This is a genomic window from Brevundimonas sp. GCM10030266, from assembly GCF_042666595.1.
In the GTDB taxonomy this organism is placed as follows: Bacteria; Pseudomonadota; Alphaproteobacteria; order Caulobacterales; family Caulobacteraceae; genus Brevundimonas.
In genome coordinates this window covers 42,065-57,407 of the sequence record NZ_JBHTCY010000005.1, presented here as the reverse complement: position 1 = coordinate 57,407, position 15,343 = coordinate 42,065, and the positions used below count along the sequence as shown (strand labels likewise).

Annotated in this window: 18 protein-coding genes; 9 read left to right on the top strand and 9 right to left on the bottom strand. The window is 71.1% G+C overall.

Going from position 1 to position 15,343, the window contains the following annotated elements; all coding sequences use genetic code 11:
• Nucleotides 1-5: 5 nt before the first annotated feature.
• Complete coding sequence (locus ACFQQC_RS15050) at nt 6-563, top strand: shikimate kinase (RefSeq protein WP_376863302.1); 558 nt, start codon at nt 6-8, stop codon at nt 561-563.
• Nucleotides 560-1,666, top strand: a complete 1,107-nt coding sequence (gene aroB, locus ACFQQC_RS15045; protein ID WP_376863301.1) for a 3-dehydroquinate synthase — start codon at nt 560-562, stop codon at nt 1,664-1,666. Before ACFQQC_RS15050 ends, aroB begins: the two co-directional genes overlap by 4 nt.
• Here the strand turns inward: aroB and ACFQQC_RS15040 are convergent.
• Together ACFQQC_RS15040 and tadA are read right to left on the bottom strand one after the other, a co-directional pair.
• A complete protein-coding gene (locus ACFQQC_RS15040) occupies nt 1,663-2,067 on the bottom strand; it encodes an MliC family protein (RefSeq protein ID WP_376863300.1) in 405 nt (134 codons plus the stop codon). The two genes, aroB and ACFQQC_RS15040, sit on opposite strands and share 4 nt — an antisense overlap.
• Before the next feature lie 35 nt (nt 2,068-2,102).
• Nucleotides 2,103-2,588 (bottom strand): tRNA adenosine(34) deaminase TadA, encoded by a 486-nt coding sequence (gene tadA, locus ACFQQC_RS15035; RefSeq protein ID WP_376863299.1) that lies wholly within the window; start codon nt 2,586-2,588, stop codon nt 2,103-2,105.
• On the opposite strand from tadA, the gene ACFQQC_RS15030 reads away from it, so the two are divergent.
• Together ACFQQC_RS15030 and rsmD are read left to right on the top strand one after the other, a co-directional pair.
• Complete coding sequence (locus ACFQQC_RS15030; RefSeq protein WP_376863298.1) at nt 2,577-4,055, top strand: pseudouridine synthase; 1,479 nt, start codon at nt 2,577-2,579, stop codon at nt 4,053-4,055. The genes tadA and ACFQQC_RS15030 overlap by 12 nt on opposite strands.
• A 3-nt stretch (nt 4,056-4,058) precedes the next feature.
• Complete coding sequence (rsmD, locus tag ACFQQC_RS15025; protein WP_376863297.1) at nt 4,059-4,637, top strand: 16S rRNA (guanine(966)-N(2))-methyltransferase RsmD; 579 nt, start codon at nt 4,059-4,061, stop codon at nt 4,635-4,637.
• A gap of 8 nt (nt 4,638-4,645) precedes the next feature.
• Here rsmD and ACFQQC_RS15020 read toward each other — a convergent pair whose 3' ends face one another.
• Entirely contained in the window at nt 4,646-5,248 is a 603-nt protein-coding gene (locus ACFQQC_RS15020; protein ID WP_376863296.1) for a hypothetical protein, read from the bottom strand.
• A gap of 87 nt (nt 5,249-5,335) precedes the next feature.
• A complete protein-coding gene (locus tag ACFQQC_RS15015; protein ID WP_376863295.1) occupies nt 5,336-5,611 on the bottom strand; it encodes a YjhX family toxin in 276 nt (91 codons plus the stop codon).
• Nucleotides 5,612-5,868: 257 nt separating this feature from the next.
• Between ACFQQC_RS15015 and ACFQQC_RS15010 the strand changes: the two genes are divergently transcribed.
• Entirely contained in the window at nt 5,869-6,918 is a 1,050-nt protein-coding gene (locus ACFQQC_RS15010; protein WP_376863294.1) for a Kelch repeat-containing protein, read from the top strand.
• 6 nt (nt 6,919-6,924) lie between these two features.
• Here the strand turns inward: ACFQQC_RS15010 and ACFQQC_RS15005 are convergent, their stop codons facing one another.
• Both ACFQQC_RS15005 and ACFQQC_RS15000 read right to left on the bottom strand, forming a co-directional pair.
• The gene (locus ACFQQC_RS15005) at nt 6,925-7,479 is read right to left on the bottom strand and encodes a hypothetical protein (RefSeq protein ID WP_376863293.1); all 555 of its coding nucleotides are present in this window, start codon (nt 7,477-7,479) and stop codon (nt 6,925-6,927) included.
• Nucleotides 7,476-7,994, bottom strand: a complete 519-nt coding sequence (locus ACFQQC_RS15000) for an RNA polymerase sigma factor (protein WP_376863292.1) — start codon at nt 7,992-7,994, stop codon at nt 7,476-7,478. The genes ACFQQC_RS15005 and ACFQQC_RS15000 overlap by 4 nt, the downstream gene beginning before the upstream one ends.
• A 96-nt stretch (nt 7,995-8,090) precedes the next feature.
• On the opposite strand from ACFQQC_RS15000, the gene ACFQQC_RS14995 reads away from it, so the two are divergent.
• A complete protein-coding gene (locus ACFQQC_RS14995; RefSeq protein ID WP_376863291.1) occupies nt 8,091-8,393 on the top strand; it encodes a hypothetical protein in 303 nt (100 codons plus the stop codon).
• Here the strand turns inward: ACFQQC_RS14995 and ACFQQC_RS14990 are convergent.
• Together ACFQQC_RS14990 and ACFQQC_RS14985 are read right to left on the bottom strand one after the other, a co-directional pair.
• A complete protein-coding gene (locus ACFQQC_RS14990; RefSeq protein ID WP_376863290.1) occupies nt 8,377-8,841 on the bottom strand; it encodes a low molecular weight protein-tyrosine-phosphatase in 465 nt (154 codons plus the stop codon). The two genes, ACFQQC_RS14995 and ACFQQC_RS14990, sit on opposite strands and share 17 nt — an antisense overlap.
• An 83-nt stretch (nt 8,842-8,924) precedes the next feature.
• Nucleotides 8,925-10,664: a hypothetical protein gene (locus tag ACFQQC_RS14985; RefSeq protein ID WP_376863289.1), complete on the bottom strand. Its 1,740-nt coding sequence runs from the start codon at nt 10,662-10,664 to the stop codon at nt 8,925-8,927.
• A 328-nt stretch (nt 10,665-10,992) separates the two neighbouring features.
• On the opposite strand from ACFQQC_RS14985, the gene ACFQQC_RS14980 reads away from it, so the two are divergent.
• On the top strand, nt 10,993-12,678 hold the full coding sequence (locus ACFQQC_RS14980; protein ID WP_376863288.1) for a hypothetical protein: 1,686 nt from the start codon (nt 10,993-10,995) through the stop codon (nt 12,676-12,678).
• A gap of 81 nt (nt 12,679-12,759) precedes the next feature.
• On the top strand, nt 12,760-13,542 hold the full coding sequence (locus ACFQQC_RS14975; protein WP_376863287.1) for a hypothetical protein: 783 nt from the start codon (nt 12,760-12,762) through the stop codon (nt 13,540-13,542).
• Nucleotides 13,543-13,552: 10 nt separating this feature from the next.
• Here ACFQQC_RS14975 and ACFQQC_RS14970 read toward each other — a convergent pair whose 3' ends face one another.
• A complete protein-coding gene (locus ACFQQC_RS14970; protein ID WP_376863286.1) occupies nt 13,553-13,987 on the bottom strand; it encodes a hypothetical protein in 435 nt (144 codons plus the stop codon).
• Nucleotides 13,988-14,168: 181 nt separating this feature from the next.
• Between ACFQQC_RS14970 and ACFQQC_RS14965 the strand changes: the two genes are divergently transcribed.
• Nucleotides 14,169-15,341 (top strand): MFS transporter, encoded by a 1,173-nt coding sequence (locus tag ACFQQC_RS14965; RefSeq protein ID WP_376863284.1) that lies wholly within the window; start codon nt 14,169-14,171, stop codon nt 15,339-15,341.
• Nucleotides 15,342-15,343: the final 2 nt, after the last annotated feature.

Below are 15,343 nucleotides of genomic sequence, written 5' to 3'. Positions count from 1 at the left end.
GCGCGATGACCGATTCCGAGGCGATTCCCGTCCATCAGCGCACCATAGCGCTGGTCGGGCTGATGGGCGTGGGGAAATCGACGGTGGGCCGCCGGCTGGCCCGACGGCTGGACCTGCCCTTCGCCGATGGGGACGAGGAGATCGAATCGGCCGCGGGCATGACCGTTTCGGAGATCTTCGCGAGCATGGGCGAGGGCGAGTTTCGGGCGGGGGAGGCGCGGGTGATGCGCCGTCTGCTTGAAGGACCGCGTCTGGTGCTGGCCACCGGCGGCGGCGCCATGCTGAACCCGGACACCCGCGCCCTGATGAAGGCCCGGGCCGTCACTGTGTGGATGCGGGCCGATCTTGAGGTCATCGCCCAGCGGGTGCAGCGGCGCGATACCCGTCCGCTGCTGCGGGGCAAGGATCCGCTGGAGACCCTGAAGACGCTGGCCGAAGCCCGCTATCCCCTCTACGGCGAGGCGGATCTGACGGTCGATGTGGCCGGCGGCGCGCATGCGCAGGCGGTGGACGCCATTGTGCAGGCGCTGGAGGCCCACGGGGCGATGGAGATGAAGGCGTGACGACGACGGTTCCGGTCTCGGGCGGGGACTTCCGCCCCTATGACGTCGTCGTGGGACGCGGCCTGCTGGGCGAGCTTGGCGCGCGCATCGCGCCTCTGGCCAGGGGGCGCACGGTCGTGGTCACCGACGAGACGGTGGCCAACATCCACGGTCCGGCGGTGCTGGAGGCGCTGGAGCAGGCGGGCATTCGCGCGCGGCTGCTGGCGGTTCCGGCGGGCGAGGGCTCCAAGTCGTTCGCGGAGCTGGAGCGGGTGCTGGACCGGATGCTGGCCTTCGGGCTGGACCGCAGCGACGTAGTGGTGGCCCTGGGCGGCGGCGTGGTCGGCGATCTGGCTGGTCTGGCGGCGGCCCTCTACATGCGCGGCATCGACTTCGTTCAGGTGCCGACGACCTTGCTGGCGCAGGTGGACAGTTCGGTCGGCGGCAAGACGGCCATCGACACCCCGCGCGGCAAGAACCTGATCGGGGCCTTCCACCAGCCGCGTCTGGTGCTGGCCGACATCGATGTGCTGGGCACCCTGCCGGAGCGGCAGGTCCGGTCGGGCTGGGCCGAGGTGCTGAAGCACGGTCTGATCTGTGATGCGGCCTTCTTCGACTGGCTGGCCGGTGAGGGCGCGGCGGGGGCGAAGGGCGATCCGGCGGCCCTGCAGCGGGCCGTGGAGCGGTCGGTCGAGATCAAGAGCGCCGTGGTCGGCGAGGACGAGAAGGAGGCGGGCCGGCGGGCCCTGCTGAACCTCGGCCACACCTTCGGTCACGCCATCGAGGCCGAGCTGGGCTTTGACGAGGATGCGCTGACCCATGGCGAGGCTGTGGCGCTGGGCTGCGCCATGGCCTTCCGCTATTCGGCGGCGCAGGGGCTGTGCCCGCAGGCCGACGCGGACCGGGTCGAGGCGGTGACGGCGGCGGCGGGCCTGCCGGTGCGGCTGGCGGAAGCCGGGAGCTTCAAGGCCGAGGCCCTGATCCAGCGGATGGCGGGGGACAAGAAGGCCGAGGGCGGCCGCCTGACCCTGATCCTGGCCCGCACCATCGGCGACGCCTTCACCGACAAGAACGTGGACCGCGCGGCCCTGACCGCCTTCCTGAAAACCGAGGGCGCGGCCTAGTCCACCGCGCGGCAGGTGGTGGCGGGCAGGCCGTCGGCGGTCCAGGTGGCCATGGCGCCCTTGCCGCGCAGTTCGTAGCCGGAGGCCCGATACCAGATGCCGTCGGCCGAACGCTCCTGGAACAGGTCGACGGCCTCGCCCTCCGAGTTGCGGACGGTGGCCATCTGGCGGGGATTGTCGAAGTCGACAGTCAGGCGCTGGCTGTCATTGCAGAGATAGACGGAGCGGATGACCCGGTTGAGGGCGCGGTCCTGAACCTCGGCGCCGGTGCGGCGACGGGCGGTCTGGGCCTCCTCGGCGCGCTCGCGCACCGAATCACCGTCGGTCGGCGCCTCCGCCGGACGCTGTCCGCAGGCGGCCAGCGAGAGGACCGCGAGGGCCGGGACCAGAAGCGTCTTCATGCGGAACAAGCCTTGCCGTTACAGGAGCCGGCGCATCAACGCGCTGTGCCGGTCGCCGTTCCTTTGCGGCGGGCGCGGAAGAAGGAGCGGAGGAGGTCGCCGCCTTCCGTGGCCAGGACCCCGCCCTGAACCGTAGGTCGCCAGTGGCAGGTGGGCTGGTCGAAGAAGCGAGGGCCGTGGGCGACGGCGCCGCCCTTGGCGTCGTCCGCGCCCCAGACGACGCGGCCGATGCGGGCGTGGCTGATGGCCCCGGCGCACATGGCGCAGGGTTCGAGCGTCACATAAAGAGTCAGCCCGGTGAGCCTGTAGTTGCCCAGCTTTTGGGCGGCGGCGCGCATGGCGACGATCTCGGCGTGGGCGGTCGGGTCATGGGCGCCGATGGGGCCGTTGCGACCCTCGGCCACCACCTGACCGGTGGATTCGTCGACGATCACACAGCCGACCGGAGTCTCTCCGTTGTCCGCCGCCGCTTGCGCGCAGGCCAAGGCCATGCGCATGAACCGCTCATCATGGCCTTCCATCCCCGAGACAACGACAAGAAGCCGCGCCCGCGTCAAGACGGCGACCGCGACGGCCCCCGCAAACCCTCCGCCAAGGGCCCCCGCGCCGACGGCCCGCGCGGTGACAAACCCGCCGGAAAGTTCGGCGCGAAGCCGGGCGCCAAACCGGGCGGCAAGCCCGCCGACGAGGCCCCCAAGCGTAGCGAGCGCATCGCCAAGGCCATGGCCCGGGCGGGAATCGCCTCGCGCCGTGAGGTCGAGCGCCTGATCGGCCTGGGCCAGGTGGCGGTGAACGGCAAGATTCTGGACACGCCGGCGACGCTGGTGACCCGCGACGACGTGATCACGGTCAACGGCAAGCCCATCGGGGCGGCGCAGGCGACGCGCGTGTGGCGCTATCACAAGCCCGCCGGGCTGGTGACCTCGCACGGCGACCCGCAGGGCCGTCCGACCGTGTTCGACGCCCTGCCCAGCGGCCTGCCGCGGGTGATCTCGGTCGGTCGTCTCGATCTGAACACCGAGGGCTTGCTGATCCTGACCAACGACGGCGAGTTGAGCCGGGCGCTGGAGCTGCCGTCGACCGAACTGGTCCGTCAGTACCGGGCGCGGGCGCGGGGTCGCATCACCCAGGCCGAACTGGACAAGCTGAAGGACGGGGTGACCGTCGACGGAATCCGCTACGGCCCGATCGAGGCCACCCTCGACAAGGCAAAGGAGAAGGCCGAGGGCGAGAAGTCGTCGGCCAATCTGTGGATCAGCGTCTCGATCACCGAGGGCAAGAACCGGGAAGTCCGCAAGGTGCTGGAGAGCATCGGCCTGACCGTGAACCGGCTGATCCGTCTGGCCTATGGCCCGTTCCAGCTGGGCACCCTGCCGGTGGGTTCGGTGGAAGAGGTCGGCCCGCGGGTGATCCGCGAACTTCTGAGCGAGCATATCCGCCCCGAGAACCTGCCGACCGGCAATACGGTCAGCACGCCTGCGCCGATCCCCGGTCGCCGCACCTCGGCGCCCATCGTGAAGGGCAGCTCGGGCTCGGCCATGTCGGACCCGTCGCGCAAGCCGAGCCGCGTCCGCGCCGCCGAGGCCGCCGCGACCGAAGGCGGCGAGACCGGCCGCCGGGCGCCGAAGGGCGAAGGCTGGGCCAAGGCCAAGCCGAAGTTCGAGCACACCAAGACCTTCAAGCCGCGTGAGCGCACCGCGCCCGCCCGCAAGGACGACCGCACCGGGGACGGCGAGCGGCCCAAGCGCGCCTTCACGCCGCGCGACGACCAGTTCATCGACGACCGGCGCAAGCCGGCGGGCGGCCCCCGCAAGACCGGGGGCAAGCCTGCGTTCGGGGACAAGCCGCGTAGCGGCGGCGCCGGTCGTCCTTCGGGCGGCTTTGGGGCCAAGCCGGGTGGATCGCGTCCTTCGGGCGGCGGCTTCGGCGGCAAGCCGGGCGGCGGCGGTGGTCGTGGCGGGCCGCGTGGTCCGCGCTCGGGCGGCTGATCCATGCGGATCGTCGCAGGCAGCCTGAAGGGGCGGGCCATCACCGCGCCCGAGGGCCAGAACACCCGTCCGACCTCGGACCGGGCCCGTCAGGCCATCTTCAACGTGCTGGAACACGCCAGCTGGGCCGAGCCGCTGAACGGGGCCCGGGTCATCGACCTGTACGCCGGCTCGGGCGCGCTGGGCTATGAGGCCATCAGCCGGGGGGCGGCCTTCGCCCTGTTCGTCGAGATCGAGGACGAGGCGCGTGGCGCCATCCGCGAGAACGCCGACGCCTGGGGGCTGATGGGCCGGACCCGCGTGCATCGCCGCAGCGCCACCGACCTGGGCGTCCGCCCGGGCTCGGCGGGCGAGGCCTTCGACATCGCCTTCCTCGATCCGCCCTACCGCAAGGGACTGGGGGAGCAGACGCTGGCGCGACTGCTGGAAGGAAACTGGCTGAAGCCCGGAGCGACCGTGGTGTTCGAGCGCGGTTCGGACGAGCCGGAGATCGAGACGCCGGGTTATGAGCGGCTGGACGCCCGCGACTATGGCGCGGCGCGGGTGCTGTTCCTGCGGGTCAAGGCGGCGTCGGAGAGCTGATTTCAGGCTCAGGGACCGCCGGGTGGACGGCCTTCGCGGCCCCTGAGGCGGCGGGCGGCCCGTTTCGAGGGGCGGTCAGTCTCCAGAATGTGCACTCCGGAAAAAATGGAGTGCACATCGTGCACATTTTCTAGCGTGGCGGGGGCTGACGAGGGCGACTCGCGCACAGGTGAGGACAAGGCCACGGCTTCATCCGGATGTTCGTCGTCCGGCGTATCCGCCGCCAGCAGGGCGATGATCTCCCTGCGGCTCATGCCCGGAAAGAGGTCGGCGTCCAGGGTGTCGCGCTCGTCCCGCAGTTCGTACCAGAGCCGGCGCCAGCGCAAAGCCTCCGTCGACTTGCCGTGTTCGAGCGCATGGATGAAACGCAGGCGGGCGATCTCGATCTGCTCGTCGCCATTGATGTCGCCGTAGATCGAGAAGTCCGGGTCGGTCGGCGACGGATCGTCCTGATCCACACGACGCCAGCCGTATTTGCGGGCGCGTCGACGGAAGGCCGATAGGCCCAGGTCGTGGCGGCGGCAGACCGCTTCGGCGTTGAGACCCGCAACGTAGTCATCACGGGCCTGGGCCCAGGTTTCAGGTGAGCGGATGCGGTAGGGTTCGGTCATCTGCATATCGTAGAACGTCGGTACGTCATTTTTGGTCGTACGGGATCGGACGCGCGCGCTTTTGACGTCGCGCGCGTCCTTGGCCCGCTACCAGCGGCGGACCGTCACCCGGTTGTCGAGTTGGGCTCGCATGCGGCTCAGGCCGTCACGGTTGACCCGGTAGGGGCCGCCGTTGCGGCTGACGATCAGCCCCTTGGTCTTCAGCTTGCGCCAGACCGCGAGGGTGCAGTCCTCGAGACGGTAGCCGTCGCGGGTGATGCAGTCTGCGCTGACGAGGCGGCCGTCGTCGTCGCGTTCGAGGATGATCCCGCCGCCCTGGGCCAGGGCGTGCAGGGTGCGTTGCTCCGCACGGGAGATGTTCATGTCGGAATGTCCGGAAAGGCATGAAGAGACGCGCCAGCGCAGTCACGCTGACGGGCGGTTCAGAGGCGTTTCACAGGCGATGCTGCGAGGCCTCAGGCCTGTCGCACAATCTCGGACATACACTTCCCGACGGGGGTTGAGGTCGGGGATATAGCGCGGATGGGCGTTGAGGGCGAGGGGAGCTCAGAGCACCTCGTTTACACCGAGGGGGCCGGGGCGTCTGGCGCAGACGCGAGAAGCCGTGTCAGGGTGTCTGCATGACCCGGATCGACCGCCGCGCCTTCATGGCCGTTTCCGCCGCTTCCGCCGCCGTGATCGGCGCGGGCTCCCGTGTTCAGGCGAAGGAGGCGGGCTGGACCGCCCGCGCGTCCCTGCCGTGGATGGCGCAGGAGATCTATGCGGCGGTGCATGAGGGGAAGATCGTCACCGCCGGCGGGCTGGTGATGCGGCGGGGCCAGCCCCTGCACGTCGAGGACCGCGTCGGCGCCTACGATCCGGCGGCGGACGCCTGGAGCGAACTGCCGCGCCTGCCGGAGGCCCGGCACCATCCGATGATCGTCTCGGCGGGCGAGGCGGGGCTGTATGCGCTGGGCGGCTATGCCCGGGTCGGCGGGGACGAATGGGTCAATACGACGGACTGTCTGGTGCTGGAGGGGGACAGCTGGCGACCTATGACGCCGATCCCCGCACCGTTGAGCGAAACGGTGGGAGCCTGCGTGGACGGGCGCATCCATCTGATTGGCGGTCGCACGCCGGGCGGATCGGCCAACGGCGACTGGAACGATCAGGCCGACACGCCGATCCATCGCGTCTTCATCCCGGCCGAGAACCGCTGGACCGACGCCCGCCCCCTGCCGATGGCGCGCAACAGCGCCGCGGCGGCGGTGCTGGACGGGGCGATCTGGGTGGCGGGCGGCCGCACGGTCGGCGGCGGCGGGACGGGACGGCTGGATCGGTATGATCCGGCGGCGGATCGCTGGGACACGCTGGCGCCCATCCCCCGCTCCTATGCCCAGAACAGTCAGGTCGGCGGCGGGCTGGCGATGGCGCCAATTGGTTCGGGGGCGGGCGGCAAGCTGGTCGCGTTTGGCGGCGAATGGTTCGCACGCGGGGGCGGCGGCGGAGTCTTCGCCGAGACCTGGATCTACGATCCGGCGCGCGACGCCTGGGCGGCGGGACCGGATATGAAGACGCCGCGGCACGGGCTGGCGGCGGCGGCGGTGGACGGGGCGGTCTATGCGATCGCCGGCGGGGCCGTGGTGTCCGGCGGGCAGGCGGTCGGGGTGGTGGAGCGGTTCACCCTCTGAACCTGATCACTCAAGCTCGGCCAGCGCGGCTTGATGGCGGGTGATGCGGGCGCGGCAGCGGCGGGCGTGGCGCTCGTAGAAGGCGGCCATGGCGGCGATGAAGGCGAACGAGATCAGATAGATCACCGGCAGGGCCGTGCTGGGGTGGCTCAAGCCGAGCACGAGGATGAAGGCCAGGGCTCCGGCGCAGATGGCTTGACCCGCGCGCGCCCAGTGGACGCCCGAACGGGCCTGACGGATGGCGGCGTGAAGGGCGGCGGCGGGGGTGTCCGCCTCGCCGGGACGGGCGCCGCGACGGGCCCAGAGGGTGGCGGCCAGGGCGAAGACGCCGAAAGCCGCGCCGGCCAGACCCAGCACGGGCGCGTCATGGCGCAGGGCCACCCAGACGGCGACGCCCCCGGCGGCCACGGCGCCCCAGGCCTCAAGATGGAAGTTCAGCGTCGCCAGCGTCGCCCGGCGGCGCACGGCGCGGGCGAGTTCGGGCGCGGGCTCCGGCGTCTCAGCAGGCGCGGTCCAGACCTCGGCCAGATCGGTCCAGTCTTCCGGTTTCGGATCGGTCATCGGGAGGCCTCCGGGTTCATCAGGGCGCGCAGTTCGGCGCGGGCGCGGGTCAGGCGGATGGAGACGGTGTTGGCGTTCATCCCCAGCATCTGGCCGATCTCGGCGGGGCTGAAGCCTTCCAGCGTCAGGCTGGCGGGCTGGCGCAGGGACAGGGGGAGGGCGCGGACGGCGGCGGCCAGCCGTTCGCGCAGATCCTCGGCCTCGACCCGGTCGTGCGGGGTGGGCTCGCCGGAGGGCAGGGCCTCGTCCAGCGGCGAACGGCGCGGGGCGGCGGCCTCGCGCGAGACATGGGTGACGGCGCGATTGTGGGCGACGCGGGCCAGGAAGGCGCGCACCGGGGCGTCGCCGCGGAAGCGGGGCAGGGCGCGCCAGACGGCCAGCAGGATGTCCTGCTCCAGCTCGCGACGCACCTCCGGATTGGCCTCATAGCTGCCGGCGATGCGGCGCAGCATCGGGCCGTGTTCGGCGACCAGCGCCTCGAACCCCTGATCCCTGCCCAAATCGTCGGCCCTCATACGCGACGCCGCCGGAATGCGCCGTCGATGTGAAAGACTCTCCGAACGGGCGGGACTTTCAGATCGAGAGCGAGATTTTCACAGGAGCGTATCGCCATGACCGCCGACCATATCACCCCCGTCGAACCCGCCGCCGCCTCCGAGACCGGAGCGGGCGTGCGAAAGGGACGCAAATTCCTCTGGACCCTGGCCGGGCTGGTCGGCGTCTGCGCCGTGTGCGGCTGGGTCTCGCTGGGCGTGGGCTTGTATCTGGACGTGCCGAAGAGCACCCGTCTGATCCTCGCCGTGGTGGCGGCGGTGGCGACCGAGGTGACGTTCTGGACCTGCGCGGCGGCGCTGGGCATGTCGGTGTTCGAGGCCCGCACGCGCATCTGGCGCAAGATCACCGGTCGCGCCTGAGCGCCTCCGCCAAGGTGCGGGCGGCGGCCGAGACCTCGGCCCAGGTAATCTCGAACCCGGCCTCCTCGCCGAACCAGGGATCGGTCACCGCCTGCCCCTCGCGCCCGGGGACGTGATCGAGCAGCAGGCTGAGTTCGGCCGTCGCATCGGGCGGGGCCAGCTTGCGCAGGTTGGCCAGGTTCTCGTGGTCGAGGGCGATGATGTGGCTGAAGCGGCGGAAGTCGGCCCGGGTCACCTGACGCGCGCGCAGGGCCGAGATGTCGACGCCGTGCTTCAACGCCGTGCGCTGCGCCCGCTCATCCGGGGGCTCGCCCGCATGCCAGTTCCCGGTGCCGGCGGAGTCGACGATCAGGTCGAGTTTCAGCCGCGCGGACTCGGCCCGCAGGGCGCCCTCCGCCAGCGGCGAGCGACAGATGTTGCCGAGGCAGACGAAGAGGATGGAGGCCATGGGGTCAGGGTGAACAGCCCCGTGTCCCGCGGCAAGTCCGGAGGGGAAGGATCGGCAGGGGGCGCCGATCCTTCCGTTGTCGATCAGGCCTGACCGTCCGGGGCGGCCCGCTCGGTCAGCGCCTGGGCCGAGATGGCCAGGACGAAATAGGCCGCGGTGGCGATCAGGGCGGTCACGGCGAAGGCGGCCTTGAGGCTGTCATAGGCCGGTCCGGTGTCGGCGTCGGCGACCCGCCAGGCCGCAAACACCATCACCGCCAGCGGAAGCCAGGACGCCCAACCAAGCAGGGCACCCAGCCGGGACGGACCGTGGGGCTTGTCTCCGGCCTCGGCCCGGTCCTGTTCGAAGGCGGCCAGGGCGTTCTCGCGGGCCGTCTCGCGCGCCTCTCGGCGCGGGAAGCGTTCGCGGGCCCCGGCGATCGCCGCCAGCACCGGATAGAGGGCCAGGGCGAACACATAGTCGACGGCGAAGACCCAGTAGTAGCTGACCCAGCCGGTCAGGATCAGCACCGCCGCAAGCACCAGGGTGGCCGCCCAGGTAGCGACCGCCGGCCAGCTGAGCGTCAGCCCGCGATGCTGCACCCAGTAGCGGGTCAGGCCCATGCGCGGGAAGAGATAGTGCTCGGCCATGACGATGGCCCCGATCGGCGACAGCAGGATGCCCGAGTAAACTAGGATGGGCAGGGCTGCGCGATAGACGGCCGGGAAACAGGCCAGGGCGACGATGAAGACCCCCAGGGCCAGGGTGGCGGTCCGGCGGTCGAGCTTCGGCGCCAGGTTGGAGGCGGCGAGGCCGGCGCGATACAGGCTGGCGTTGGCGGTCGTCCAGCCGGCGACGATCACCACCAGGATGCCGGTGATGCCGAGGGCGGCATGGGCCACATCGCCGGTGTCGAGCCGGGCCAGGCTTTCGCCCGCGACCAGGGCAGCCCCGGCGCCCATGACGCCGGCGGCCAGCCAGCCGATCACATGGCCCAGGAACATGCCGACCGACGACAGATAGCCGTAGGAGGCCTTTCTGGCGAAGCGGAACAGGGCCATGTCGACCAGGCCGAGGTTGAGGGCGGCGATGGCGCCGAAGGCGTAGCCGGCCACGGCCCACATGCCCACGCCGGGCTCGCCGTCGGGGTTCAATCCCGTCCAGATGGCGCCATTGGCGATGCCGCCCAGTTCGGACAGGGCGCCGATGTGGGGCGTCCCCGTCACCGACTGGGCCAGGGCCGGCATCAGGGTCAGGGCGCCGCAGACGAAGGCGGCCAGCATCCAGGGGGCGCAGGCGCCGGAGAAACGGGCCAGGATGTTGAAGCCGAAGGCGGCGACGGCGACGACCACGGCGCCCAGGCCGATGACCACGGCGACGAAGCCGAGGCTCTGCGGATACCACTGAAGCTGGACCGGAATGTCGAGCAGGAAGCGAACCGCGGTGGCGGAGACGTTGATCATCGCTGCGGCGATCGCGCCATAGACGATGATATTGGCCAGGTTGAACAGCTTGGTGATGCCGGGGCCGGCGATTTTCTCGAGGTAGGCGTAGAGCGACAGCCGGGTCTTGACCGCGATGGGGGCGGTCAGCAGGGCCCAGGCCAGAACGGCCATTCCGTTGCCGATGACCAGACCCAGCAGGAGGTCGCGGGTCGAGACGCCCATGGCGACGAAGGCGGCGCCGATGACGAACTCGGTGGCGGCGATGTGCTCACCGCCGAACATGCCGGCGAAATGCTTCCAGCCGTGCTGCTTGCGGGCCGCTTCGGGGATGATGGGGGTGGCAGGAGCGCCGCCGGGCAGGACGGCGTCCGGGGCGATGGGAAGGGAGGGATCGCGCAAAAAGGCTTCGCGCGCGGGCGGGGGAGCGCTCGCGACTACAGTCATTCATTCGTTTTGTTGCGCCGCGCGATCAGACCTGGCCGGAAACCGCGCGCCTGGGACAGAAGATACAGGCTGCTGGCCCCCGGCAGGGTCGCCCGCGATCACGGGCGCAGCACGTATATGAACACCGTTTAGTTATAGTCCCGCCACGAAGCAAACCGTCACGGTTCACGATCGCTCACGGCGGCGTGTTTCAGCCCTGACATCCGGCCGAAACGCGGACCCTGTCCGGATGGGGCGTTTCCAGCGGGCCCGCGCGGGGCGCCGGCGTGTCGAGGGGGATGTCATGAGGAGAACACGGGGCCTGCGGACCTCGCTCTGCCTGCTGCTGGCGGTCGCCACGGCGGGCTTCACCGCGCCGCCACAGGCGGAACCGGAGGCGCAGCGCCACTCGCTGCAGCTGGATCCGGCGGTGCTGGTCAGCGTGGCCCAGGTCTGGGCGGTCATCGGGTCGGACGACAATCCGGTCTGGCCGGGCTGGAACGCCGCCGAGACGCCGGTGCTGGTCTATTTCCCGGGGGAGCAGGAGCTGCTGTTCAACCACCCCGATCCGCCGGAGGGATTTGTCCCGCCCGGCGATCTTGTCCCGCTGGCCCGGGCGCCGCTGGAGCGAGCCTGGGTGCGCAACGGGGTGACGCATTTCCCTTCGGACGGGCAGAACACCCGGACCGAGATCAACGGCGTCTCGACCCTGGTGCTGGCCGACACCCTGTCGAACCGGCGGTCGTGGATCAGGGGGTTGCTCGGGGCCCCTGGCACGCCGGCGGAGCGGGGCGAGCGGCTGACCCTCGCGCGGCTGTCGGGCGATCCCTACAGCCAGATGGCCATGGTGGCGCATGAGGCCTTCCACGTCTTCCAGCACGCCCGCGCGCCGCACAAGGCCGTGCCCGAGACGGCCCTGCTGACCTATCCAACCCTGTCGGTCGACAACAATGTCGGGGTGGCTTTGGAGGGACAGGCCCTGGCCCGCGCCCTCAACGCCGGAAGCCCGGCGGAGGCGGTGCGGGCGGCGCGAGAGGCGATCGCCCTGCGCCACTGGCGGCGTCGCCAGCTGACCCCGGACCAGATCGCCTATGAGGACGGCACGGAGTTCACCGAGGGACTGGCCAAATTCGCCGAATACCGCCTGACCTCGGCGCTGGAGGGGCGGACGCCGATCCCGGAGATGCGTTGGGTGCGGGGTTTTCAAGGGTTCGACGGCATGGCGGCCGTGAGGGCGGCGTTGATCCAGGACCTGCTGGACACGACCGACGGCACCCGCGTCGTCAACAACGACGCTCACGGCGCCGCCCCGGTGCGCTTCCGCCTCTATTCCAGCGGCATGGCGATGGCCGCGACCCTGGACCGGCTGGAGGCGCCCGGCTGGCGCGACCGGATCCTGCAGGACGGGACGACGCTGACAGGGTTGCTGGCGGAGCATCTGGGCGTCTTTGACGAGGCCGGGGTGCTGGCCCCGGTTCTGGCGACCGAGGAGGCGGCCCGGCAGCGGGCGCGGGCGGAGCAACTGGCCGAGACGGGCGAACAGGCCAACGCGGCCCTGCTGGCCTCCATCTTCACCGCCGCCCCGGACGGCCCCAGCTGGCGTCTGGTGCTGGACTACAGTGCGCTGGGGCCCGAGGTGGAGCCGGGGTTCGGCTACACCCCCTTCGGCACCACGGCCATCGCCCCGGACCGGATCATCTACCGTCAGGTGCTGATCTCGGGCGAGCTGGCGGGGGCGGGGCGATTCCGGCAACAGCGCGCCACGCCCCTGCTGCATGACCGGACGGCGCGGACCGTCACCTTCCGGATCGAGGGCGCGGCGCCGACCCTGACCGGGCCGATGGCGACGCCGCGCGCGCTGGACGGTCTCGCCCTGCCCGGCGTGGACTTCGCCTTCCGCTATGGCCGGGTGGAGACGGAGGGGGGTGTGGTCACGGTGCGGCTGCTGAAGGCGCCGGGCGGGTCAGGGGGCGCCGGGACCGGGCCATAAAAGGGTGGCGTCCGGAAAGGCGGCTGCGTAGCTTCGCCGCCCGGGGGGATACGCATGACAGAGGCTGCGCCTGAAGAGGTCGTGAAACGACGGTTCAGTTGGCCGATGAGCCGGCAGCGGCTGATCGAGCTGGGCGTCGTGGTGTTCGGCGTGATGATCGCGCTGGCGCTGGAGAATCTGGTCCAGGAGGTCCGGCTGCGCGGCGACGCGCGCGATCTGGAGCGCGCCTTTGACCAGGAGGTGATGGCGGCGGTTGTCTACAGCTTGGAGCGTCAGGTCTCGGCGCCCTGTTTCCGGCAGGACCTCACCCGGATCGAACAGAGGGTCCTGCAGTCCGGCGGCGCGGCGGAGGCGATGACCTTCCCGCCGGCCGTGGGGAACTACGTCTATGTCATACCGCAGCCGTATCGGCCGGTGACGCGATTCTGGACCACGGCCGCCTTTGACCGGGCGCTGGGCAGCGAGGCTTTCAAGCGCATCCCATCAGAGCGCGCCGCTGAGTACGCGATGATGTTCGCCCTGATCACACGGCGCGGCGTCGAAAACGGGGAGGAGTTCATGGTCGCCTCGCGCCTGACGCCCGCCGCCTACGCCCAGGCGGAGATGGGCGAGGAGGTGCGGGCCGACACCCTGCGCGACCTGTCGCTGCTGGACCGGTACAACGCCATCGCCGCGGGTTCGGCCGACCAGTTGATCGCTCTGGCCCTGTCCATGTCGGGCGGCAACCGCATCGCCGCTTCGATCGTCGGGGGGGAGGCCGACATCCGGCGGATGATCACCCCCACGCGCCCGGACTACGGCGCCTGCGCCGACCTGGGCGCGATCGACCGGCTGATGGAGCAGGCGAGGCAGCGGGTGGGGTGAGTTCGGGCGCTCAGCAGCCGGGAATGAGGCCGGCGGGGTAGTTGTCGACTTCCCCGGCGTACCAGACGTCGGTCGCGCCGATGCCATGGTGGGTGACGGACCAGCGGCCGTTGCGTTTGGTCAGGATGGCCTCGGTGCGAACGCCGTCCATCTCCTCGCTCGGCGTGGCGATGACGCCGCCGCCGGGGCGCTGGGGCGTGACGATCAGGAAGGCGTAGGGCTGGATCACGCGGATCTGGGTGACGACGAACTCCACCGGCCCGCCAAGCTCTTTCACCACCACGGGCCGCAGGGCGTCGAGGATGGCGCGCCGCTCGACGGGGCTCGGGAGCAGGGCCGGGGGCTGGGCGCAGGAGGACTGCGGTTGCGCCGGCAAGAGAGCCAGCCCGGGCGCCGGGGACGTGGAGGTCAGCGCGGTCAGGACGGCGAGGGCGAGGGCGGTCATGGGCGTCAGCCTGTCAGAAGGGCGCCGATCCGGGGCCGGCCGCATGCTCGCCGAGATCGGCGGAAGCGACAAGCGGGGCGCGACGCCCGCGCTCCGCCGCCGCACTTCCTGCCCATCCGCCGGTGACGTTCGGTCGCACCCCCGCTAAGGAGGGGCCCCGTCCTCCCCCCGGTTCGTGTCCATGCCTGCAACTCGTCGCCTCGCCCCCGTGTGGATCATCGCGGGCATATTGCTGTTCGCGGCCAATCTGAGGGGGCCGTTCACGGCGGTGGGGCCGGTCCTGGATGTGATCCAGTCGGCGTTCGGGATTGGAGCCGGGGCGGCCGGAGCGCTGATCACCCTGCCGTTGCTGACCTTCTGTCTGGTGTCGCCGTTCGCGGCGGGACTGGCGCGGCGGCTGGGGCTGGAGCGGGCGCTGTTCCTGGCGCTGGCGCTGATCGGCGGCGGGATCGTGGTGCGGTCGGTCGGGCCGATCGGGCTGCTGTATGCAGGGACGGCGGTGCTGGGGGCCGGCATCGCCATCGGCAACACCCTGCTGCCCAGCCTGCTGAAGCGCGACTTTCCCGACCAGATCACGAGGCTGACCGCCGTCTACGCCCTGACCATGGGGCTGGCGTCGGGCGTGGGCTCGGCGGTCGTGGTGCCGCTGACCGAGGCGTTCGACTGGCAGGTGTCGCTGGGCGCCTTCATCGTCCTGCCGCTGGCCGGGGCGCTGCTGTGGGCGCCGCAGTTGCTGCGACGGACCGATCCGGCGGCGGAGACGGCGGAGGCGGGCAAGGGGCGGCCGATCTGGCGTTCGCCGCTGGCCTGGCAGATCACCGTCTTCTTCGGGGTCAACTCGTTCCTCTACTACGCCATGGTGTCCTCGCTGCCGTCGGTGCTGGTGGCGGCGGGATACGCGCCCGAGGCGGCGGGCGGCCTGCATGGGGTGATGCAGCTGGCGACGGCCTTCCCCGGACTGGTGCTGGCGCCGCTGGTCAAGCGGATGAAGGATCAGCGGGTGTTGGCGGCGGGACTGGCCCTGATGGCGTTGACGGCCATCGGCGGGCTGTTCCTGGCGCCGATGCTGGCCGTGGTCTGGGTCGCCCTGTTCGGCTTCGCCAACGGCGGCACCTTCATCCTGGCGCTGGCCTTCGTGGGGCTGCGGACGACGACGGCGCCCCAGACGGCGCGGCTGTCGGGCATGACCCAGTCGCTGGGCTATATGCTGTCGGCGATGGGGCCGCTGGTGGTCGGGGCGCTGCATGACGCGACCGGCGGCTGGTCGGCGTCGCTGACCATCTGCTGCCTGCTGTGTCTGGTGCTGGCGGGGCTGGGACTGGCCGTCGGGCGCGAGGGCCGGCTGGCCGACTGACG

Excerpts from the sequence above, each read along its gene's own strand:
- ACFQQC_RS14965 (WP_376863284.1), top strand. The coding sequence starts at position 14,169 with ATGCCTGCAACTCGTCGCCTCGCCCCCGTGTGGATCATCGCGGGCATA.
- ACFQQC_RS15030 (WP_376863298.1), top strand. The coding sequence starts at position 2,577 with ATGGCCTTCCATCCCCGAGACAACGACAAGAAGCCGCGCCCGCGTCAA.
- tadA (WP_376863299.1), bottom strand. The coding sequence starts at position 2,588 with ATGGAAGGCCATGATGAGCGGTTCATGCGCATGGCCTTGGCCTGCGCG.
- ACFQQC_RS15020 (WP_376863296.1), bottom strand. The coding sequence starts at position 5,248 with ATGACCGAACCCTACCGCATCCGCTCACCTGAAACCTGGGCCCAGGCC.
- ACFQQC_RS14990 (WP_376863290.1), bottom strand. The coding sequence starts at position 8,841 with ATGGCCTCCATCCTCTTCGTCTGCCTCGGCAACATCTGTCGCTCGCCG.
- ACFQQC_RS14970 (WP_376863286.1), bottom strand. The coding sequence starts at position 13,987 with ATGACCGCCCTCGCCCTCGCCGTCCTGACCGCGCTGACCTCCACGTCC.
- ACFQQC_RS15050 (WP_376863302.1), top strand. The coding sequence starts at position 6 with ATGACCGATTCCGAGGCGATTCCCGTCCATCAGCGCACCATAGCGCTG.
- ACFQQC_RS14995 (WP_376863291.1), top strand. The coding sequence starts at position 8,091 with ATGACCGCCGACCATATCACCCCCGTCGAACCCGCCGCCGCCTCCGAG.
- ACFQQC_RS14980 (WP_376863288.1), top strand. The coding sequence starts at position 10,993 with ATGAGGAGAACACGGGGCCTGCGGACCTCGCTCTGCCTGCTGCTGGCG.
- ACFQQC_RS15005 (WP_376863293.1), bottom strand. The coding sequence starts at position 7,479 with ATGACCGATCCGAAACCGGAAGACTGGACCGATCTGGCCGAGGTCTGG.
- ACFQQC_RS15010 (WP_376863294.1), top strand. The coding sequence starts at position 5,869 with ATGACCCGGATCGACCGCCGCGCCTTCATGGCCGTTTCCGCCGCTTCC.
- ACFQQC_RS15040 (WP_376863300.1), bottom strand. The coding sequence starts at position 2,067 with ATGAAGACGCTTCTGGTCCCGGCCCTCGCGGTCCTCTCGCTGGCCGCC.
- rsmD (WP_376863297.1), top strand. The coding sequence starts at position 4,059 with ATGCGGATCGTCGCAGGCAGCCTGAAGGGGCGGGCCATCACCGCGCCC.
- ACFQQC_RS15000 (WP_376863292.1), bottom strand. The coding sequence starts at position 7,994 with ATGAGGGCCGACGATTTGGGCAGGGATCAGGGGTTCGAGGCGCTGGTC.
- ACFQQC_RS15015 (WP_376863295.1), bottom strand. The coding sequence starts at position 5,611 with ATGAACATCTCCCGTGCGGAGCAACGCACCCTGCACGCCCTGGCCCAG.